Genomic DNA, 22,296 nt, shown 5'->3' on the forward strand with positions numbered 1-22,296 from the left:
CCGTCAGGCCACCCCCTTGCGGATACCTCATGGCCCTTGACGTACAGCGGCAGGCAACACATGTCAGCCGCGACAACACGCCAACAAAGTCAGTAGCGGCGGCGAAAGACGCTGGCAAAGGTGTGACGTACTACGGAGACTCGTTGCCCGGGGGTCCCCGCAGGCGGCCGGAAGGCCCGGTTCACGCCTTCGCGGGGGTACTAGCGGACGTCGTAAGTGATCTGGGCCCTATGCGCGGCCTCACACGGAGGGGCATTCCGGATCACACGGAGTGAGCGCGTATGTACGCACCGGCCACTGTCTGCACGCCTTTCCGGCACCGCGGCCGAAGAGAGGCTCCGCCCCCGCGACAGGCCCCGCACATCCCCGCACGACAGGGTCCCCGCACATCCGCTCACACGCCCTGACGTACGCTTCTGACCAGGCAACTTGGTTCCCGGGAGCAGTCATGTCCACCACCGCAGACGGCCGACTGACGGCACGTCAGCCCCAACTCCGCGAACCCGACAGGATCCGAGGGCTGCTCGACGCGGTCATGAGCATGGGGCACGGCCTCGAACTCCCCCAGGTGCTGCGGAGCATCGTCGAAGCGGCGGTCACGCTCACCGACGCCGAGTACGGGGCGCTCGGCGTGGTCGGCGACGGGCAGCGGCTGTCGGAGTTCCTGCCCGTCGGCATGTCCGACGAGCTCACGGCCCGCATCGGCCGCACCCCCTGCGGCCGGGGCATCCTCGGCGAGCTCATCCGCAACCCCGAGCCGCTCCGGCTCACCGATCTGTCCCGGCACCCGCACAGCTACGGCTTTCCCGAGCACCACCCGCCGATGCGCAGCTTCCTGGGCGTGCCGGTCCGCGTCCGTGACGAGGTCTTCGGCAACCTCTATCTCACCGAGAAGCGCGCCGGTGTCTTCGACGAGGACGACGAGGCCGTACTGACCACGCTGTCCATCGCGGCGGGCGTGGCCATCGACAACGCCCGCATGTATCACGAGAGCCGCCGCCGGGAGCGCTGGCTGGAGGCGCTCGGCGAGATCACCCGGAGCCTGCTCTCCGGCACCGAGGCCGACCGGGCGCTGGGGCCGGTCGCCGAGCGCGCGATGGAGGTCGCGGACGCCGACCGCGCCGCCGTGCTCCTCCCGGCCCCGGCGGCCGCGCCGGGCGAGCTGACGGTGGAGGTGGCCCACGGCCTCGACGCGGACCGGCTGCGCGGGCGTACGGTCCCGGCGGAGGGTTCACCGTCCGGGGCCGCCGCGCGCACCGGAAAGCCCGTGGCCGCCGCGGACGCCTCCTTCGGCGGGGCGGTCACCGGGCCCGCCATCGCCGTTCCCCTGCAGACGGGCTCCGGTGACCGCGGCGCGCTGTGGCTGGGCCGGCTGAGCGGTCGGCCCGCGTTCGACGACACCGAGGTGCGGCTGATCTCCGGCTTCGCCGACCAGGCCGCGATCGCCCTCGAACTCGCCCAGCGGCGCGCCGAGTCGGAGGAGCTGGCCGTGCTCCACGACCGGGACAGGATCGCCCGGGATCTGCACGACCTGGCGATCCAGCGGCTCTTCGCCACGGGCATGACCCTGCAGAGCGCGACCCGGCTCATCGAACGCCCCGAGGCCGCCGAGCGCGTCGGCCGCGCGGTGGACGACCTGGACACCACCATCCGCATCATCCGGTCCACCATCTTCGGGCTCCGCACGGCCGGTGACAGCGGCGGCGGTACGGGGCTGCGCCGGCGCATGACCGAGACCGTCCAGGCCGCCTCCCGCACCCTGGGCTTCCCGCCCGCGCTGCGGATCGACGGCCCGGCGGACACCGACGTGCCGGACGAACTGGCCGCGCAGATCCTGGCCGTGGCCGCCGAGGCCCTCAGCAACGCCGCGCGGCACGCGCGCGCCCGGCACGTGGACATCGTGCTGACCGTGGCCGGCCAGGTGACCTTGACGGTGGCCGACGACGGTGTGGGCATCGGCACCGGCCCGCACACGGGGGGCCTGGCCAACATGCGGTCCCGTGCCGAACTGCACGGCGGCGCGCTGTCGGTGGAGTCACCGGAGTCCGGCGGGACCAGGATCGTATGGCGCGTTCCGCTGCCGGGGTGACCGGGCGCCCGTCAGACGACGCCCCGCCCCTGCGACTGGCCGCGCGCCCGCCCGGCGATCTCCGCCGCCTGGACGCGGCGGCCCACGCCCAGCTTGGCGAGGAGGGAGGAGACGCGGTTCTTGACGGTCTTCTCCGCGAGGAACAGCCGGTCGGCTATCTGACGGTTGGTCAGCCCGTCGCCGATCAGCTCCAGGATCTGCCGCTCCCGGGGCGAGAGCCGGTCCAGCTCCGATCCCTCCGGCTCCTGCCGGGGAGCACGCAGCCGGGCCATGACGCGTGAGGCGGTGCGCGGGTCCAGCGTCGACCGGCCCGCGGCCACCGTACGGACCGCCGTCACCAGGTCCGAACCGTTGATCTGCTTGAGGACGTAGCCCGCCGCTCCGGCCATGATGGCGTCGAAGAGGGCCTCGTCGTCGTCGAAGGACGTCAGCATCAGGCAGGCGAGGTCCGGCATCCGCGCCCGCAACTCGCGGCAGACCTCGATGCCTTCGTGGTCGCCGCCGCTCTCACCGAGCCGGACGTCCAGGATCGCCACATTCGGCCGGGTGGCCGGCACCCTGGTGAAGGCGTCCTTGCCGGTGGCGGCCTCCCCCACCACCTCGATGTCCCCCTCCGCTTCGAGGAGGTCGCGCACGCCGCGGCGCACCACTTCATGGTCGTCGAGGATGAAGACGCGCAGGGGCGCGGCGTGGTTGTCCATACGTTGCTCACTCCGTGGGGCGGGATGTACGGAATCGACGCTTCACTGTAGGTGGGGGCGAGTGGGGTGGCGGCGAGCGGGGCACCCCCGGTCCAGGTGCGCGCACCCCACAGCCCACCACGCCCCCACCAGGGCCGTTCGGCCCTACCCGATAGGGCCGGACGGGCCCCGGCCCGGGTTGCCATACTGACGCCGCCCACCCGCCGTACGGCGGGCGTCGCGCCCCCTATAAGGAGTCCCCGCCCGTGACCCCCGTCAACGCCGACTACCACGCGCTGCTCGCCCGGCACGACGCCATGCGGCTGCGTCAACGGCTGCTGTCCCCCGGGCGGCAGCAGGAGGAGGGCGGTGCCGCGTACGAGGCGGACCTGTTCCACGACGGCGAGGCCGACCAGCGGGTGATCGTGCGTCACCTCGGTCTCGTGCTGCCCCTCGACACCCTGATCGCCCACCTCTACGACGCGATGTTCGCTCAGCGGCCCTTCCTGCGTTCGCTCTTCCCCCACTCGATGGAGTTCCAGCGCAGGCACCTGGAAGCGATCCTGCGGTATCTGATCGAGAACCTGCACCAGCCGGAGGAGGTGCGGTCGGTCTTCGGCCGGCTCGGGCGCGAGCACCGCAAACTCGGGGTGCGGCCCGCGCACTTCGCGACGTTCGAGGCCGCCCTGCGCGAGGCCCTGCGCCGCACGGCGGGCGTGCGGTGGAACCAGGCCATGGAGGAGGCGTGGCTGCGCATGCTGCGCTTCGCCGTCACGGCCATGGTCGAGGGCGCGGACGCCGCACTCGCCGAACCGCCCTCCTGGCAGGCCACGGTGGTCGCGCACGAGCTGCGCCGCGAGGGCCTCGCCGTCCTGCGGGTGCGGCCCCACGAGCCCTATCCGTACCAAGCCGGGCAGTACGCGTCCGTGGCGTCCCCGCTGCTGCCGCAGGCATGGCGGCAGTATTCCCTCGCCCGCGCGCCGCGGCCGGACGGCGAGCTGGAGTTCCATGTGCGGCTCACCGGCACGGGCGGCGTGAGCGAGGCCCTGGTGCTGGGCACCCGCGTCGGGGACACGCTGCGCCTGGGCCCCGCGGGCGGGACCATGACGCTCGACGACGACGTCACCCACGACCTGCTGCTCGTGGCGGGCGACGTCGGCTGGGCCGCCGCCAAGGCGCTGCTGGAGGAGCTGACGTCCCGTCGGAAGGCGGGCCGTCGCGTGCATCTCTTCCTCGGCGCCCACGATCCCTCGGGGCTCTACGGCGAGGAGCCGCCGGAGGAGCTGGGGCGCCGCCGCCCGTGGCTGCGCGTGGTCCCCGTCATCGGCGAGGGCCCCGCCACCGACCCGTACCGGCCGCTGGCCGAGGCCGTGGCGCGCCGCGGTGACTGGGCCGGGCACCTCGCCTTCGTCAGCGGCCCGCCCGCCATGGTGCGTGCCACCGTGGCGGGCCTCGCCGGTGCGCACCTGCCCGCCGGGCACATCCGGCACGACCCCCTCCCCTACGGCGGCGACGGGGTGCCGGTGATGCGCTGACGAGATGGCCGGAACCCTGGTGCACTGCCGGACCGTCCGCTACGTTCGCCTCACGTACGGCGCCGCTTCACTTCGGCGACACCTTCCCCTCGCCGGCACTCGCTGCTCTTGGATCGCACCGCAGGCTCCGACTCACTCACCCCAAGGGGTCCCCGACTCATGTCCGAACTCAATCGGCGGCGCTTCCTCCAGATCGCCGGCGCGACCGCCGGTTTCGCCGCCCTGTCGAGCAGCATCGAGCGCGCCGCCGCGATCCCCGCCAAGCGCCGTTCCGGCACGATCGAGGACGTCGAGCACATCGTCGTCCTGATGCAGGAGAACCGTTCCTTCGACCACTATTTCGGTTCGATGAAGGGGGTGCGCGGATTCGGTGACCCCCGTCCGGCCTCGCCCTCGGCGGGCAGGTCGGTGTGGCACCAGTCGGACGGCACCAAGGACGTGCTGCCGTACCACCCGGATGCCAAGGACCTCGGGATGCAGTTCATCGAGGGCCTCAACCACGACTGGGCGGGCGGCCACCAGGCGTGGAACGAGGGCAGGTACGACAAGTGGATCCCGGCCAAGGGTCCGGGCACGATGGCGTATCTCACGCGGGAGGACATCCCCTTCCACTACGCGCTCGCCGACGCGTTCACCGTGTGCGACGCCTATCACTGCTCCTTCATCGGGGCGACCGACCCGAACCGCTACTACATGTGGACGGGCCACACCGGCAACGACGGCAAGGGCGGCGGCCCGGTCCTCGGGAACGAGGAGGCCGGTTACGACTGGACGACGTACCCGGAGCGGCTGGAGGCGGCCGGGGTCTCCTGGAAGGTCTACCAGGACACGGGCGACGGCCTGGACGCCGCCGGGCACTGGGGCTGGCTCGACGACGCCTACCGCGGCAACTACGGCGACAACTCACTCCTCTACTTCAACCGCTTCCGCGAGGCCAAGCCCGGTGACCCGCTCCACGAGAAGGCGCGCACCGGCACCAGCGTCAAGAACGGCGACGGCTACTTCGACGTCCTGCGGGCCGACGTGCGGGCCGGGAAGCTGCCGAAGATCTCCTGGATAGCCGCGCCCGAGGCGTTCTCCGAGCACCCCAACTGGCCGGCGAACTACGGCGCCTGGTACATCTCCCAGGTGCTGGACGCCCTCACCTCCGACCCCGAGGTGTGGAGCAGGACAGCGCTGTTCATCACGTACGACGAGAACGACGGCTACTTCGACCACGTGCTGCCGCCGTTCCCGCCCGCCTCCGCGGCCCGGGGCGCCTCCACCGTGGACACGAAGCCCGACCTCTTCGCCGGCAACGGCCACTACGCCGCCGGGCCCTACGGCCTCGGCCAGCGCGTGCCCATGCTCGTGGTCTCCCCCTGGAGCACCGGCGGCTTCGTCTGCTCGGAGGTCTTCGACCACACCTCGATCATCCGCTTCATGGAGCGCCGCTTCGGGGTGCACGAGCCCCATGTGTCTCCCTGGCGCCGGGCCATCTGCGGCGACCTCACGTCGGCCTTCGACTTCCGGCTCCGCCACGACTCGCCCGCCGCGCTCCCGGACACCCGCGCGTACGCGCCGAAGGACCGGCTCCGGCACCCCAGCTATGTGCCCAAGCCGCCCGCCCACCCCTCGCTGCCGAAGCAGGAGCGGGGCTCCCGGCCCGCGCGCCCGCTGCCCTACGCCCCGGTCGTGGACGCGGCCGTCGCCCCCCGGACCGGGCGCGTCACGCTCGAGTTCAGCGGAGGCCCGAAGGCGGGTGTGTGCTTCACGGTGACATCCGCGAACCGCACGGACGGCCCGTGGACATACACCACCGCGGCCGGTGCCAAGCTCTCCGACACCTGGAACACGGCGTATTCACACGGCTCGTACGACCTGTCGGTGCACGGCCCGAACGGCTTCCTGCGGGCCTTCAAGGGCTCCGGCACGGCTGCCGGCCCCGAGGTGACCGCACGGCACGACGCCCGCGGCGGCCGGGTCGAGCTGACCTTCACCAACCACGGCAAGGCCGACTGCCACCTCACCGTCACCAACGCGTACGGCGGGCACGGCGAGACGATCCGGGTGCGCGCGGGCAAGCGGGTCGTGCGCGAGCTGGACCTGCGGCACACCAAGCGCTGGTACGACCTGTCCGTGGTCAGCGACACGGACAGCGCCTTCCTGCGCCGCTTCGCCGGCCACGTGGAAACGGGCGAGACGGGCGTGAGCGACCCGGCGATCATCACGGCGTGATCCGCAGGGGGCCCGGCACGTCACGATGGTGTTGGTAGACGCCGGGCCCTCGTTCGCCCCGTCGGCGTCGAACGACGGGACGGAGTCGTTCGAAACGGGAGAAGGGGTACTTCCCGGCCAACCGGGCGCTCGGGATGGTAATCCCGCGCGGGCGGTTGGCGGACGGCACCGCGCTCCGCATGAGGGCGGCGGACGCGACAGCCTCCCGAGATCTCCCGTGGCTGCGTGGGCGGTTGCGCGGTGAGCTCTTCCCGCATGGTCGTGCGCCGCAAACGGCCCTCCCGCATGGTGCGACAGCACACCGCGGCGCTCGCACCACCGCGCGCCGCGAGGGGGCGTTCACGCTCCGCCGGACCGGACCCGTCAATTCCCGCCATTCTCGGCGCCAGTACGGACATGCCGCGCCATACCGGGCGGGGGCGATGGGAGGCATTCGGTGACCTATCACCCGATATGACCCCCGTCTTGATCCGCACCGTCGTCAACCCGGGCCCACACCACACCTGCTCGCCGGTGGACATGATGTCGATCAAGGCCGTCCGCCGGAGCCCACGAGGAGAACCGACGTCATGTCACAGCAGCAGCCCGGGAAGACCGCACTCCGCCGCGAGCTCAGCCCGGTGGAGCGGTGGTACTGGACGGCCGACCGGACCTCGCCGCTCAGCGGCCTCGTCCGGACCCGGGTCCACGGATCCCTGCCGCTGCCGCTGCTGCGCCGCGCGCTGGACGTCCTCCAGGCCCGGCACCCGCTCCTGCGCGTCGCGATCACCTGCGACGAGAAGGGCGAACGGCCCGCCTTCCGGCCGGTGGACGGCGTTCCGGTCCCGCTCCGCCAGGTCGAGGTGGCGCCCGGGGACCCCGAGGCCGACACCCGGTGGGAACGCGAGGCGAATGAGCACGAGTTGGCCGAGCCCGTCGACTGGCGCACCGGTCCGCTGCTGCGCGCCGTCGTCGTCACCCGGGCCGCGGACGCCGAGCGGCCGGAGGACGTGCACGACCTGATTCTCACCGCCTCGCACTGCGTCGCCGACGGCATGACGGGCCTGTCCGTGCTCAGGGAATGGATCGAGATCGCGGCTCAGCTGGACGCGGGCGAGGAGCCGGAGCGGACGTCGCGCGAGGCGCTGCCCGCCGCGGAGGACCTGCTCCCCCGCCGGCACCGGGGCGCCGAGGGCGCCCTCGCGCTCAAGGAGCTGATGGAACGTGACGCGCGGGAGGCCGAGCGGCTGCGGCCGCGGCGCATCCTGCCCAGCGGGCCGGTCCCCTTCGAGGAGCGGCGCACCCGGATGGTGCGCCGGTCGCTCACCGCCGCGCAGGTGAAGTCGCTCGGGGACGCCTGCAAGCGGCACGGCACCACCGTGCACGGGGCCCTCGCCGCCGCGATGGTGACGGCCGTCGCCCAGGAGGCGGGGACGGCGGAGCCGGCGTACTTCTCGATCGGCACGCCGGTCGACTTCCGCCACGAGCTGGAGACCGCCGTCTCCTACGGCGATGCCGGAAGCTACGCCTCCACCCTCGCCTCCCGCGTCCGCTACGAGCCCGGCTCGGACCTGTGGCCCATGGCGCGTGCCATCAGCCAGGACCTGACCGGCCGCCGGGAGCGCGAGGAACATCTCACCATGCTCAACCTGATGGATCAGGCGGGCCCGAAGTCACTGGCCGACAGCGGGGCGTTCATGCGGTACATGGACGAGCAGGGGCCGCTCAACCTCTGCCTCTCCAACCTCGGCCGCCACGACTTCCCCGACCGGGTGGGCTCCTGGCGCGTCTCGGGCACCCAGCTCGTCGCGGCCGTCTCGGTGACGGGCGCCGTCGTGGCGACCGCCAACACCAGCCACGGCGTGCTCGCTTGGAACTTCAGCCACGTCGACGGCCTGGTCCCGGCGCCGCGCGCACGGCGGATCGCCGACGAGTCGGTGCGCATCGTGCTGTCCGCCCTCTCCGGCTGACCGCGGGGCTCCTTCCTCACTCATCTCGCTACAGGAACAACCCTGGCTGCTCAGGGCTTCTCCCGTCTCCGGCCGGACCGGCGGTCACGGAGGAGGGCGGGTCACAGTGCCTCCGGTGCCACACGGGGGGCGGCACCGATCGCCGAGAGAGGCAGAGCACGCGAACATCCACAGGAAGCTGTCCTTCGCCAACGCCGTCCCGGCCCTGGCCGCCGCCCTCCTCCTGCCACCGGCGGCGCCCGCCCCCGCCCCGGCCTCACAGCACGGCGACGCGGCGTGCGACGGCGGCCGGGCCGCGGTGAAGGCGCGGGCGACCGGCGGCACGATGTCCGAGCCGTGCCCGGCGGTGGGATCCGCCTGGGACCGCTCCTGCCTACCGCACAAGCCGCGCCGCCTTCGTCGCGCCGTTGAGCAGGTACTCCAGCGGACCCCTCCGGAAGCGGCGTGACCAGGTCAGTGCCAGAAGGGCCGCGGCCGCGATGAAGCCGAGCAGTACGGGCAGCGGCGAGCCGGGGACGTCCTTGATCCCCAGGGCCCAGATGCCGACGATGTTGAGCACATAGGCCGTCAGCGACATCGCGCCGACCGCGGTGACCGGCCTGGCCAGCCGCCGGACGCGGGGCAGTCCGTCCGCGGCGGCGACGCAGACGGCGAGGACGGCGACGGCGACGCCGGTGTTGCCCAGGATGGACAGGGTCGTCTCGCTGTGCGGGGAGGCCACCAGCAGCCACGCGGGCGTCGTGCCCGACGGGTCGCCGGCGGTGTCGGACCACCAGAGGGAGAGCGCGGAGCCGGTGCTCCCGGTCGCCTCGATGGCGGCGACGGCGCGGGGGAACAGGTGCAGCGCCAGCCAGGACCCCCCGTATCCGAGGATCGCGAGCGCGCCTCCGGTGAGGGCCAGCCGGAGCCGGACGGTGGCGGAGGCCAGGTCGAGCCGGGCGACGGCCATGCCCGCGATGACGAACGGCATCCAGGTGAGTACCGGATAGGCGCCGGTGAAGAGGAGTTCGAGGAAGCCGCCCGTGCCGCTGATCCGCGCGAGCGGGTCGTCATGGATCACGGCCGGCGCCCAGCCGCCCGTCCTGATCGACCGCTGTATCGGATAGAGGAGTTGCGGCAGGACGAGTGCGGCGACGGCGGCGATGACGGCGAGCGTCCTGGCGCGCAGCCGGCGCAGCGGGAGGGCGAGTACGAAATAGAGCGCGTAGAAGGCCAGGATCACATCGACCGGGGTGCCGGTCATCGTGAGCGCGGTGCCCAGCGGGAGCAGGACGGCGGAGCGGATCAGGATCCTGACGACGGCCTGCCGGCCCGCGCGTCCGGTCCTGGGCGTGCGGCGGCCGGTGACGAGCAGGAGCGAGAAGCCGGCGAGGAAGGCGAAGAGCGCCGAGGCCCGGCCGTGGGACAGCTCCATGAGGAAGCCGACGGGGCCGCCGTCGGCCGGGTCGGGTCCGACGTGCGCGGCGTACATGCCGAGGACCGCCAGGCCGCGTGCGAGGTCCACCCCGATCAGCCGGCCCGTGGGCGGCGACGCGGCACCGGCGAGGTCCCGGTCCGTCCGTCCGGCGAGGGAAGCGTTCTGCGTCATGGCTCCAGCGTCGGCTGTGCGGGGGCCCGGGCGGTAACGCTTCCCGGTTGTTTTGACGGCAAGTTGAGGGAAAAACGGCCCCCTCGTGGACCGGCCCTCGCGGCATCGTGGCGGCGTCCTCGGGGAGCGTGCTCCGGAGGCCCCATTGACAAGGGAACAGCAAGGTACGGGAAAGCATAGAGGTAATCGAGAGCCAGACTTTGCACGGCTGAAACGCCCCACGAAGGCATCGGGCGAGGCCGCGCCCAAGAGGAACGGCCGGATTTCCGGCTTGACTTGGCGCACCATCGATGTGTTCGCAGCGCCGCGCGGCCCCTGCCCGGTCGGTGGTGCGGCACCCGTACGCACCCCCAGGGCGATCACCGGCCGGGCAGTGGTACACGGACGCCGGGTCGCGATATGCGGACAGAAGGCCGCGTCGGGAGGCACCGGGTCCGGCTGCCGCGACGGCGCGGTCGCATTGGTCCAGGGGGCACGGCCGCGCCGGGTTCCGGGCGGAGTCAGCGGCTCCGAAAGGCGGCGTGCCCGACGGGAGGCGCCGCACAGCGGTGACGTTCCGTGGGCACGCCGATGGCAACGGGCCAGGCCACGTTGGCGCATATCCAACTGTTCGCCCCGGCTGGCCGAACCTAGTTTTCGTTTCGCCTAAACGTGTGGCCGACGCGAAATGGGCAGTGGCCGGAACCTCGTAACAGGCAGGAGAGCGTGATGCTCTGAGTGGTAATGATCACGACGCCCCGCCGGTGATTGCCGGGACCGTATTCATCGGGATATCCGGACATCGGCGACGAAGACCGAGGCGACTTGCCTCCACCGGACCTCGCGCGGTCCCGCCGTCACCGACGGCTACGCGCAGAGCGGGGGAATTCATCGGCCCTGCACCACTCCCGGGGTGTCGACGCGGGTTCGCCGCACCACCGCACATGGGGCACTACATGCGGGTTTACCCGGCATACAAGGCATCAACCGGCACTTCGCCCAGCCCGCACGGGGCGTCGGCGCCGACCCGGAGCAGGCCCGTCCGACAGCGCACTCCATTTGATCCACGAGAAGAAATTAAGCAACCAGACTGCAAAAGTCCGGAACAGGGAGAGCTTATGCCAGAGGTGAGATCGGCACCCGGTCCCGCACAGCCGGACAGCTTTCCGGGCCCGTCCTCGTCGGCTTCCGCAATCGACGATCCATCCGTCCGGACGTTGTCCCAGTATTTCGAACGGACTTGTGACATCCACCCGGACCGCACCGCTGTCGTCTGCGAAGGCGAGCAGCTCGCCTACGCGGAGCTCGACCGCCGCGCCAACCGGCTGGCGCACCTGCTGCGTTCACGCGGTGTGATCCAGGGCAGCGCGGTGGGCATCCTGCTCGAACGGTCCCTGGACACCTACGTCGCGCTGCTCGGAGTGATCAAGACCGGGGCGGCCTATGTCCCGCTCGACCCGTCGTTCCCCGCCGAACGGCTGGCCTTCATCGCGGAGGACGCACAGCTGCGCGACCTCGTGACGGTCTCGGCGATGCGCGGACGCACCCGACAGCTGCCCTGTCAGGTGCTGGAACTCGATGAGGTTCACTCGGAATTGGCCATTCAGCCCCAGGGCCGCGTCGGAGCCGACATCCCGCCATCATCGGTCGCCTACATCATCTACACCTCCGGCACCACCGGCCGACCCAAGGGCGTGGCCGTGTCCCATGCCAATATCGCCAACTTCCTGCGCGTGGCCACGCCGGTCTACCAGGTGCGCGGTGAGGACCGCGTCTATCAGGGGCTGTCGATCGCCTTCGACTTCTCGGTCGAGGAGATCTGGCCCGCCTGGATCGCGGGCGCCACCCTGGTGGCAGGGCCCACCGACGCGCGCCGCGTCGGGCAGGGGCTGGCCGACTTCCTCACCGAGCAGGCGATCACCGTCCTGTGCTGCGTGCCGACCCTGCTGACGACGCTCGAGACCGAAGTGCCGTCCCTGCGGAGCCTGCTCGTCAGCGGTGAGGCGTGCCCGCCCGACCTGGTGCGCCGCTGGTCGCGCCCGGGACGGCGCATCCTCAACGCCTACGGCCCCACCGAGACCACGGTCACCGCCACCTGCGGCGAGCTCGTCCCCCACCGGCCGGTCACGATCGGCACGCCCCTGCCGAGCTACCGCGTCTACATCCTCGACGACCAATTGCGACCCGTCGCCGAGGGCGGGAGCGGCGAGATCTGCGTCGGCGGGCCCGGCGTGGCGATCGGCTACGTCAACCGCCCCGACCTGACCACCGAACGGTTCGTGCCCAACCCCGTCGAGGCGGACCGCGCGGAGATCCCGCGCGTCTACCGCACGGGCGACCTCGGGAAATTCACCGCCTCGGGAGAGATCGAGTACCTCGGCCGCGTCGACACCCAGGTCAAGATCCGCGGCTATCGGATCGAGCTCGCCGAGATCGAGGAGGTGCTCCGGGAGGACGACGCGGTCGAGAACGCGGTCGTCACACCACTCGAACGGGACGGCGTGGTGCAGGACCTCGTCGGCTACATCACCCGCACCGCCCGCGCGGAGCGGGACACCGAGGACGGCCTGCGCGAACGGCTGCGCGACAGCCTCCGGCGCAGGCTGCCCGACTACATGATCCCCTCGTTCATCGAGGTGCTCCCCGCCTTCCCGCTGCTGGCCGCCGACAAGGTCGACCGCGCCGCCCTGCCCGCCCCCGCCTCGCCGCCCCTGGGCCGCCGCGCCCGGCAGCACGTACCGCCTCGTACGCCGCTGGAGCGGCAACTTGCCGCGGAATGGCGGGAGATCCTCGGCGGTGCAGAGGTCTCCGTCGAGGACGACTTCTTCTGCGACCTGGGGGGCCACTCCATGGCGGCCGCCCGGCTGATGTCGCGGCTGCGCAGGCAACCGCGGTTCCAGGGGCTGGCCATGGGCGACCTCTACGCCCGGCCCACCGTCCGCGGCCTCGCCGCCCGCGTCGAGGCCGGCGCCACCGCGCCCGCCCCCGAGCCCGAAGGCACCCCGGCGCCCCCGGCCCGGCGCCACTCCACCGCCCGCGTCCTGGCCTGCGGCGCCGCCCAACTCGCCGGCCTGTACGGCTGGCTGCTGCTGATCGGCCTCCCGGCCGTCGTCCTCCTCTACCGGCTGCTCCTCGCCTGGCACGTCCCGGTGAGCGGCCTGGCCTCCGGCGGGCCGGTGAACCGCCTCGCGCGCATGGGCCTGCCCGGCTTCGTGCTCCTGGAAGCCGCGTGGCTGGTGGTGAGCCTCGTGCCGCTGCCCCTGCTCGCCGGCCGGCTGCTGATGCTCGGCGTCCGGCCGGGCTGGTATCCGCTGTGGGGCCTCACCTATCTGCGCTTCTGGCTCCAGGGGAAGGTGCTCGCCTTCTCCCCGCTGGCGGTGCTGACCGGCTCACCGCTGCTCGCTCCCTTCCTGCGGCTGCTGGGCGCCCGCGTCGGCCGCGGCTGCCACCTCTCCGCCGTCCTCGGGCTCCCCGCCTTCGTGGAGATCGGCGACGGCACGAGCATCGGCTACGGCGTGCGCCTCCAGCCGTACGTGATCGAAGGAGGGCACATCCGGCTCGCACCGGTCCGCATCGGCTCCGGCGCCTTCGTCGGCACCAACAGCGTCGTCATGGCCGGCGCCGAGATCGGCGACCGCGCCTCGGTGGGCGAGCAGTCCCTCGTACCCGCCGACCGGAGCGTGCCGGCCGGCGAACACTGGGCCGGTTCACCGGCCGCCCGCAGCGACGGCGTGCCACCGCTGCTGGAGACCATGGCGGAGGGCGCCGACGACCGGCCCTGGACCGCCCGCCTGCTCGCGGGGTACGCGGCGGGGGCACTGCTGCTCACGCTCGTCCCGCTGCTGGTGGCCGCGGTCGGTTCGGCGCCCGTGGCATACGTGGTGTGGCGGTACGGCTTCGCCTGGGCGCTGGTGGCCACGGCCGCGGCCGGGCCGCTCGTGGTGCTGACCACCTGTGCCCTGGTGCTGCTCGTCAAGCGCGCCGTGCTGCCGCGCGTCCGCGCCGGGATCCATCCCGAGCGCAGCGGCTTCGGCCTCCGCAAGTGGATCGGCGACGGCATGATGACCACGAGCCTGACACTGACGCACTCCCTCTACTCCACGCTCTACCTCGTGCCGTTCCTGCGGCTCCTCGGCGCGCGCACCGGCCGCTGGTCCGAGGTGGCGACGGTCAGCTTCGTCGACCCGGACATGCTCGTCATCGGCGAGGAGAGCTTCGTCGCGGACGTCTGTGTCGTCGGGCCCGCCGTCTTCCACCGGGGGCGCATCGCGGTGGCGCCGGCGGAGGTCGGGCGGCGCAGCTTCGTCGGCAACGGCGCGCTGGTCCCCGGCTCCGCCCGGCTGGGCGAGAACAGCCTCCTCGGCGTCCACTCCCTGGCCCCGAGCCGTCCGATCGACCCCGAGACGACCTGGCTCGGCTCCCCGGCCATCTTCCTGCCGCGCCGCGAGGCCAGCCAGGACTTCCCCCCGAAGTTCCTCTACAGCCCCAGCCGTGGGCTGATCGCGGCGCGGCTGGCCATCGAGTATTTCCGGGTGACGCTGCCGGGGACGCTCGCGGCGCTCGGCGCCCTCGGCAGCCTGTGGGTCTCGGTCCGGCTGTCCGAATCCCTGCCGCCGTGGGCGCTGCTGCTCCTCGGCCCGGCCCTGTTCCTCGGGATCGGTGTGACCTGCACGCTGGCCGTCGTCGGGCTCAAGTGGCTGGTCATCGGCCGCTACCGGCCGCGGGTGGAGCCGCTGTGGGGCGTGTGGGTGCGGCGTACGGAGCTCATCACCGGCCTGTTCGAGAACCTCGTCGTCCCGTCCCTGGTGAACTACCTGACCGGCACTCCCTGGATGGCCCCGGTCATGCGCCTCTTCGGCGCCCGGATCGGCCGGAGGGTGTGGCTGTCCACGACGTACATGACCGAGTTCGACCTGGTCGAGGTGGGTGACGACGCGGCCGTCGCCGAGGTCACGTCCGTGCAGACCCATCTGTTCGAGGACCGGGTGATGAAGATGTCCCACGTCAGGGTCGGCGCTTCGAGTTCGGTGGGCACCCGCTCCGTCGTGCTCTACGACGCGGAGGTCGGTGACGGCGCCCGCCTGGACGCGCTGTCCCTGGTCATGAAGGGCGAGCGCCTGCCCGACCGGTCCCGCTGGCGCGGTATCCCCGCCCGCCCCTGCTGAACACCACGGGGCGGCGGCCCCGCCGCCCCCTTCCGCTCACGACCTTTCGGAGACAGTCATGGCACCCCTCGTACAGCGTGGTACGCGGACCGAGCCGCACGTCGCCGGCGCTCTGCCCGGCCCCTGCTCCACCGAGCTGCTCGGCAGGCAGCAGCAGCGGGAGTCCAACGCCCGCACCTACTCCCGGCACTTGCCGATCGCCCTCGCGGAGGGGTCCGGCAGCTTCGTCGAGGACGTCGACGGCAACGTCTTCATCGACTTCCTCACCGGCGCCGGGGTCCTCTCGCTCGGCCACAACCACCCCGAGCTCGTCGAGGCCGTGACCGCCCAGCTCGGCCTGCTCACCCATGGCCTGGACTTCCCCACCCCGGCCAAGGACGCCTTCATCGAGGCCCAGTTGTCGATGCTGCCGTCCTCCATGCGCGACCGGGTGAAGATGCACTTCTGCGGGCCGACCGGGGCCAACGCGGTGGAGGCGGCGATCAAACTCTGCAAGATCGCCACCGGCCGGGGCGACATCGTGTCGTTCCAGGGCGGGTTCCACGGCAGCAGCCACGCCACGCTGGCGCTCAGCGGGCTCGTGGCACAGAAGCGCCACGTGCCCAACACCATGCCCGGCGTCCACTTCTTCCCGTACTCCTCCTGCGCCAGGTGCCCGGTCGGCCTCTCGCCGGACACCTGCGCGACCAACTGCGTCGAGTATCTGGAGCGCGCGCTCGGCGACGCCAACGGCGGCATCCCCCTGCCCGCCGCGGTCCTGCTGGAGCTGGTCCAGGGCGAGGGCGGCATCGTGCCCGCCCGCGCCGACTTCGTGCGGCGGGTGCGGAAGCTGACCCGTGAGCTGGACATCCCCCTCGTGGTCGACGAGGTGCAGACCGGCTGCGGGCGCACCGGCAGCTGGTTCGCCTTCGAGCAGTACGACATCGAGCCGGACGTCATCGTCGCGTCCAAGGCGCTGAGCGGGATCGGCACCCCGATCGCGGTCATCATCTACGACGCGAAGCTCGACACCTGGGCACCGGGAGCGCACATCGGCACGTTCCGGGGCAACCAACTGGCCTTCGCCGCAGGCGCGGAGGCGGTGCGCATCGTCCGCCGCGACGACATCCTCGGCAACGTGCGCCGGCGCGGCGAGCAGATCGCGGACAGGCTCACCGCGCTGCTGGTCAACCCCTGGGTGCACGAGGTGCGCGGCCGCGGCCTGATGTGGGGCATCGAGCTGGCCGACCCCGCGACCGGGCGGCCCGCCTCCGCCTTCGCGGCCGAGGTCCAGAGCCGCGCGCTGCGCGGCGGGCTGATCGTCGAACTCGGCGGGCGCGACGACTGCGTGGTGCGGATCATGCCGCCGCTCAACGTCACCGCCGATGTCGTGGACACCGCCTGCTCGATCCTCGTCGACGCCGTCGAGGCCGGTCACCCGTAACCCCGGTCCGCCCCGGGGCGGCCGACACCGGCCGCCCCACACCGAGCGGCCGCCCCGTCCGGGGCGGCCGCTGAGGAGGCCCACCCTCATGGCTCTCATCGTCCAGAAGTACGGCGGCTCGTCGGTGCGCTCCACCGAGCTCGTCAAGCGTGTCGCCGAACGCGTCGTCGCCACCCGCGCGGAGGGCCACGACGTCGTGGTCGTCCTCTCCGCCATGGGCGACACCACCGACCGGCTCCTCGACCTGGCCCGGCAGGTCAGCGACCTCCCCTCGCCCCGCGAGCTGGACATGCTGCTCACCACGGGCGAGCGCATGGCCAACGCGCTGGCCGCCATGGCGATCCAGGCGCTCGGCGCCGAGGCGTGCTCCCTCTCCGGCCCGCAGGCCGGGGTGCTCACCACCTCCGCGTACGGCAAGGCGCGGATCGTGGACGTCGCGCCGCGCCGGGTCCGGCAGGCGCTCGACCGCGGCGCGATCGTCCTGGTCGCCGGCTTCCAGGGGCTCAACCCGGAGACCGAGGACATCACCACGCTGGGCCGCGGCGGTTCCGACACCACGGCCATCGCGCTGGCCGCGGCCCTCAAGGCCGACATCTGCGAGATCTGCACCGACGTCGACGGCGTCTACACCGCCGACCCCAGGATCGTGCCGGAGGCCAGGCGCCTGGACCACCTCACCTTCGAGGCGATGCAGGAGATGGCGGCGAGCGGTGCGAAGGTCCTGGCGCTGCGCAGTGTGGAGTACGCGAGGCGGTGCGGCGTGACCGTGCTCGTCCGCTCCTCCTCCGGCACGGGGCCCGGCACCACGGTCTCCGCCTCGGCGGACGACGGCCACGGGGAGGGCGGCGCGATCACCGGCGTCGCGCACGACGTGAGCTGCGCCAAGGTCACCGTCACCGGCGTGCCGGACCTTCCCGGCACCGTCGCGCGCGTCTTCCGGGCCGTGGCCGACGCCGGGTGCGAGATCGACACGGCCGTGCAGAATGTGCCGGGCCCGGAAGCCGGGGTCACCGACGTCACCTTCCTGCTGCCCGGCGAGGGCGCGCCCGCCGCGGTGGCCGCGCTCCGGGGGATCCGCGCGGAGACCGGCTTCACCGAGGTGAGCCAGGACGACGACGTCGCCAAGGTCTCCGTGGTCGGCAGCGGCATGCGCGCCCGCCCCGGGGCGGCGGCGACCTTCTGCGAGGCCCTGGCCGAGGCGGGGGTGAACATCGAGATCATGTCGACGGCGGAGATCCGGATCTCCGCCGTCTGCCGCACCGCACGGCTCCACGACGCGCTACGCGCCCTGCACCGGGCCTTCGGCCTCGACAAGCCGGCGGTGGGGTCCGGGGCATGAGCACACCGCCCGCACCAGGGCATGGCCGGACCGGGAACCTCCCGCTCTTCCGGGAGGTTCCCGAGAGGGACATCGGCCGCGCCCTCGACCACGCCTCCCTCGTCTTCCACGAGACCTACGACGACGAGCTGCGGCGGCGCCACCGCCGGACTCTCCTGCGCTGCGACCGCCTCGGCGCCTACGACGAGGGCCGGCTCGTGGGCCTGCTCGCCGCGCACCGCCTCCAGTTGTCCGTGCCGGGCGGCCAGCTGCCCTGCGCAGGGCTCACCTTCATCTCCGTGGCACCGACCCACCGCCGCCGCGGAGTGCTCTCCGGCCTGCTGGAGGAGCTGTGGCGGCACTGTGCCGCGACCGCCCGGCCGCTCGCCGCCCTGTGGGCCTCCGAGGCCGCCATCTACGGCCGCCACGGGTTCGGAGCCGCGACGTCCCTGTGCGCCGTCGAGATCGACTCGCGGCGGCCGCTCGCCCTGCGCGTCACCCCCGACCCCGGCCCGCCGCGCCTCGTCGACCCGGCCAGGGCGCCCGCGCTCCTCGGCCCGCTCCATGAGGCGGCCCGCGCCCGCCGGGCCGGGTGGCCCGCCCGCGACCGGCGCTGGTGGCGGGAGCAGGTCCTGCCCGAGGAGGACGAGGACGACGACGAACTCGGCCCGCCCCGCGTCGTCGTGCTGGGCGACGGCACGCCCACGGGCTACGCCGTCTACCGCACCCGCGGCGCTGACGACGACGGCACGCCCGGCCTCGTCCAGGTCGACGAACTGGAGGCCCGGACCGCGCCCGCCGCGGCGGCCCTGTGGGGCTATCTCGCCTCCATCGACCTCACCGGCCGGGTACGGGCCTGGGGCCGTCCCGCCGACGACCCGCTGCTGCTGATGGCGGCGGACCGTGACCAGGTGCGCGTCACCGGGCAGTTCCCGGCGCTGTGGCTGCGCCTGGTGGACGTGCGGGCCGCGCTGACCGCCCGCTCCTGGGCGGCCGCCGCCGACGTCGTCCTCGACGTGCGGGACACCCGGATCGCCGCCAACCACGGCCGGTTCCGCCTGCTGGCGGCGCCGGGCGGCGGCACGTACGAGGCGACCACCGCCCCGGCCGGCCTCGCCCTCGACGTGTGCGACCTGGCCGCCTGCTATCTCGGCGGCACCTCTGTCACCCACCTGGTGCGCGCGGGGCTCGTCACCGAGCACACGGCGGGCGCGGCCGCGGCGCTCGACGCCGCGTTGCGTACCGAGTATCTGCCGTTCGCCGGCGACGAGTTCTGAGCGGTGCGCCGGTCCGGCGTCCGCCGTGGGCGGCCGTCAGGCGACCGCCAGCCCGCTGGGCGAGGTCGCCAGGCCCAAGGGGGTGCTGCCGACGACCTTCAGGGTCCTCGCGTCGATCGCGTCGACGGTGCTGGAGGCGTTCGTGGACACCCAGACGGTGTCACCGGCCACCGTGACAGCGGTCGGTACGTGCTTCACCCGCACCGTGCCGATCCGGCCGCCGTTCGCGTCGAGCACGGTGACGGTGTCGTCGTTGGCGCCCGTGACGTACACGCGCGAGCCGTCCGGGCTGACCGCGACCTGCCACGGGCTCCTGCCGACGCGGATCCGCGCGCCGACCCGCAGGCTGCCGCTGTCGATGACCGCCAGGGTGCCCTGCCGGGTGTCGACCACATAGACGCGGCTGCCGTCCGGGTGCGCCGCGACACCGTTCGCCCGCGCCAGGCCGGGCAGGGTCCGTTTGGTGCCGCCGTCGCCGGTGTCCAGGACGGACAGGCCGTCGGTGCAGGTCACATAGAGGGTCGTGCCGTCCGGGCTGAGCGCGACACAGCGCGGCGCGAGGCCGGTCCGCCAGGTGTCGTCGGTCTTGTCGCTCCCGGTGTCGATCACCGACAGGGAGCGCGATCCGTCGGCGCCGGGGTCCGGGCCGGTGTCGGCGACGTAGACGTACGCGCCGTCGGGGGACGTCACCAGCCCGTGCGGGTAGAGGCCCACGCGGACGGTGGAGACGATCTTGCCCTGGGTGGTGTCGAACACCGAGACGTCGCCCGCGCCGGAGTTGCTGATGTAGAGCTTGCGGCCGTCGGGGGTGCGGGTGATACCGAAGGGGTTGATGCCCGCGTCGACGCTCGCGACCAGGGTGTGGTTCGAGGGGTCGACGACCGAGATGGTGTTGCTGACGATCCCCGCCGCGTAGACGTGCGTGCCGGTGGTGGGGCCGGTCTTCGGGGCGTTGTCCTGGATGCCGGGGAAGTTCGTGCCGGCCGTGCCGTGCGGGAAGTCGCCCTTGTGGGTGGTGTCGTTCTCGACGATGCGGCTTCTGGCGTACGGGCGGCCGCCGGGCGTGCCGGGCGCCACGGGCGATACGGTCGCCGGTCCGCGGTCCGCCTCGGAGTCCTGGTGCGGCGGGGTCTGGTCCGCGCCCGGGAACTGTACGGGCGGCAGGGTGGCGACGTCGTGTTCCGCTCTCCACAACTCGTCCCTGGTGCCGGGCAGTTGCGGGAAGGGCCGGGGGCTGGGGAAGCCGAGCGCCGAGGTGAGGTCGCCGAAGGTTCTGCGTCTCCACTCGCTGATGTTCGGCTCGCGCACCCCGGTGACGCGCTCCAGGAAGCGCAGGACCGAGGTGTGGTCGAAGGGCTCGCTCGCCACGAATCCACCCTGCGTCCAGGGCGACACGATCAGGCACGGCACACGGATGCCGCCGCCGATCGGGAGGCCGCCGACGAACTCGTCCGCGGTGCCCGGCGCCGGCATCGGCGGTACGACGTGGTCGAACAGTCCGTCGTTCTCGTCGTAGTTGATGATGAAGACGGTCTTGCGCCAGGCGTCCTGGTTCGCGGCGACCGCGTCCAGCTGCTGCGCGAGGAAGTCGGCGCCCGAGGCCGGGAGGTAGTCCGGGTGCTCGCACTGCGGCGAGGGCGGGATGATCCAGGAGACGGTGGGCAGCCGGCCGGCCCGCGCGTCGCGCGCGAACTGGTCCGCCGGGGCGATGGTCATGCCGTGTTCGTACAGCGGGTCACCGGGCCCGGAGTCCTGGAAGGACTGGAAGAACTCCAGGGGATTGCAGCCGTAGTCGTCCTCCTGCTGGTACACGTGCCAGGAGACGCCCGCCTTGGTGAGGCGCTCGGGATAGGTCGTCCAGCGGAAGGGCCGCGGGATCTCGTTGCTGATGATGGGCCCGCCGAACCGGCCGCCCGGGTCGACCGTCCCGGTCCAGTGGTAGAGCCGGTTGGGCCAGGTCGGCCCGAGCACGGAGCAGTGGTACGCGTCGCAGAGCGTGAAGGACTCGGCGAGCGCGAAGTGGAAGGGGATGTCGTCGCGTTCGTAATAGCCCATGACGTACGGGCCGTTCCGCTCGCCGTCGGCCTTGCGGTGCGCGGGGAGCCAGTTGTCCATCCGGCCGCCGTTCACGGCCGCGTGCTGCACCTTCCAGGCGTGGCTGGTGGACGGGATGGCCTGCGAGCTCGTGGTCGTGGTGTCGAGGTGGAACGGCAGGAGGTAGCCATCGGGGTTGACCGGGTCCGGCTGATAGAAGACGGATCGCCCGCCGGGCAGTTTCACCGCGTGCGGGTCGTCGAACCCCCGCACCCCGCGCATGGTGCCGAAGTAGTGGTCGAAGGAGCGGTTCTCCTGCATGACGATCACCACGTGCTCGATGTCGTCCAGGCTTCCGGGGTTCCGTACCGGCTCCGCCATCGCGCGCCGGAGATTGGGCGGCAGCACGGACGCCGCGGCGGTGAGCCCGCCGATTCCCAGGGCCGTTCCGAGCAGCCGCCGACGGGAGAGCTCAGCCATGGTCCACCTCGGTGCCGAAGGGGAGGGAACGCGCGACAGCACACACCATGCGGCCCGCGGGCACAAGGGGGATCACCCATCTCAGGCGGTCCTGAACATGAATTCGGCCGGAAGCGGCCACGGCCCCGGCGTGGGGGCGGCGTCCGGGGCGGGGCTTGCCGTCAAGTGCGCGTGGCCCCTTCCCCACCACCGCTGCGCGGGCGGTGCCCTCCATCGCCGGACAGGCTGGACACGGCTGGCGCAAAGGGCATTTCAGCCGACACGCTCGCGGCGCGAGAGCCGGTCGGCGGGCCGGAAGCCGAAGTAGTCGCGGAGCGCCTCCCGTCCCTCGATCCGGCGGTCGCCCGCCGGCCACTCCCGGACTCCGTCGGCCGTGAACAGCTCAGCCACCGTACCCGGGTCACCCAGGTCGAGGCGGTGGACGAACTCGATGATCAGGCGCTCGCAGGCTCGCCCGGCGATCAGGCGGTCCATGGGGTCAACGGTTTCAGTCACCATCTCCCCTGCCTACCAGCACAGCACCCCACAGCACGATCACTTTTGTCACCGAGACCGGCAGAGG

11 protein-coding genes and 2 pseudogenes are annotated in these 22,296 nt (G+C 72.6%); 8 read left to right on the top strand and 5 right to left on the bottom strand.

The annotated features are described in order from the left end of the window. Window positions 1–448 precede the first annotated feature (448 nt). Window positions 449–2,089, top strand: a complete 1,641-nt coding sequence (locus tag ACH427_RS11345) for a GAF domain-containing protein (RefSeq protein ID WP_398869195.1) — start codon at window positions 449–451, stop codon at window positions 2,087–2,089. An 11-nt stretch (window positions 2,090–2,100) separates the two neighbouring features. Here ACH427_RS11345 and ACH427_RS11350 read toward each other — a convergent pair whose 3' ends face one another. Further along, window positions 2,101–2,790, bottom strand: a complete 690-nt coding sequence (locus tag ACH427_RS11350) for a response regulator (RefSeq protein WP_398869196.1) — start codon at window positions 2,788–2,790, stop codon at window positions 2,101–2,103. A 245-nt stretch (window positions 2,791–3,035) separates the two neighbouring features. Here ACH427_RS11350 and ACH427_RS11355 point away from each other — a divergent pair, with 245 nt between their 5' ends. The 3 genes from ACH427_RS11355 to ACH427_RS11365 all read left to right on the top strand — a co-directional run bounded on the left by ACH427_RS11355 (window position 3,036) and on the right by ACH427_RS11365 (window position 8,470). Further along, window positions 3,036–4,304, top strand: coding sequence for a globin domain-containing protein (locus tag ACH427_RS11355; protein ID WP_398869197.1), 1,269 nt, complete (start codon window positions 3,036–3,038; stop codon window positions 4,302–4,304). A 159-nt stretch (window positions 4,305–4,463) separates the two neighbouring features. Further along, the gene (locus ACH427_RS11360; protein ID WP_398869199.1) at window positions 4,464–6,521 is read left to right on the top strand and encodes a phosphocholine-specific phospholipase C; all 2,058 of its coding nucleotides are present in this window, start codon (window positions 4,464–4,466) and stop codon (window positions 6,519–6,521) included. A gap of 569 nt (window positions 6,522–7,090) precedes the next feature. Beyond that, window positions 7,091–8,470, top strand: coding sequence for a condensation domain-containing protein (locus ACH427_RS11365; protein WP_398869200.1), 1,380 nt, complete (start codon window positions 7,091–7,093; stop codon window positions 8,468–8,470). A gap of 373 nt (window positions 8,471–8,843) precedes the next feature. Here ACH427_RS11365 and ACH427_RS11370 read toward each other — a convergent pair whose 3' ends face one another. Beyond that, a complete protein-coding gene (locus ACH427_RS11370; protein WP_398869201.1) occupies window positions 8,844–10,058 on the bottom strand; it encodes a DUF418 domain-containing protein in 1,215 nt (404 codons plus the stop codon). A 1,196-nt stretch (window positions 10,059–11,254) separates the two neighbouring features. Between ACH427_RS11370 and ACH427_RS11375 the strand changes: the two genes are divergently transcribed. The 4 genes from ACH427_RS11375 to ACH427_RS11390 all read left to right on the top strand — a co-directional run bounded on the left by ACH427_RS11375 (window position 11,255) and on the right by ACH427_RS11390 (window position 19,220). Next, window positions 11,255–15,202 (top strand): Pls/PosA family non-ribosomal peptide synthetase, encoded by a 3,948-nt coding sequence (locus tag ACH427_RS11375; RefSeq protein ID WP_398869202.1) that lies wholly within the window; start codon window positions 11,255–11,257, stop codon window positions 15,200–15,202. Between the two features lie 58 nt (window positions 15,203–15,260). Further along, window positions 15,261–16,625 carry an aspartate aminotransferase family protein gene (locus ACH427_RS11380; RefSeq protein WP_398869204.1) on the top strand — a complete coding sequence of 455 codons (1,365 nt, stop codon included), beginning with the start codon at window positions 15,261–15,263 and terminating at the stop codon, window positions 16,623–16,625. Between the two features lie 88 nt (window positions 16,626–16,713). Then, entirely contained in the window at window positions 16,714–17,964 is a 1,251-nt protein-coding gene (locus ACH427_RS11385; protein WP_398869205.1) for an aspartate kinase, read from the top strand. After that, complete coding sequence (locus tag ACH427_RS11390; protein ID WP_398869206.1) at window positions 17,961–19,220, top strand: GNAT family N-acetyltransferase; 1,260 nt, start codon at window positions 17,961–17,963, stop codon at window positions 19,218–19,220. Before ACH427_RS11385 ends, ACH427_RS11390 begins: the two co-directional genes overlap by 4 nt. Window positions 19,221–19,256: 36 nt before the next feature. On the opposite strand, the gene ACH427_RS11395 is transcribed toward ACH427_RS11390, so the two are convergent. The 3 genes and pseudogenes from ACH427_RS11395 to ACH427_RS11405 form a co-directional block, all read right to left on the bottom strand. Continuing rightward, window positions 19,257–20,297, bottom strand: a complete 1,041-nt coding sequence (locus ACH427_RS11395; RefSeq protein ID WP_398869452.1) for a YncE family protein — start codon at window positions 20,295–20,297, stop codon at window positions 19,257–19,259. Window positions 20,298–20,333: 36 nt separating this feature from the next. Then, window positions 20,334–21,734: pseudogene (locus tag ACH427_RS11400) on the bottom strand (alkaline phosphatase family protein); the annotation flags it as partial. 267 nt (window positions 21,735–22,001) lie between these two features. Further along, window positions 22,002–22,232 (bottom strand): annotated as a pseudogene (locus ACH427_RS11405) (nuclear transport factor 2 family protein); the annotation flags it as partial. Window positions 22,233–22,296 lie beyond the last annotated feature (64 nt).

Origin of the sequence: Streptomyces sp. NPDC020379, assembly GCF_044387105.1 — a bacterium.
Lineage (GTDB): Bacteria > Actinomycetota > Actinomycetes > Streptomycetales > Streptomycetaceae > Streptomyces.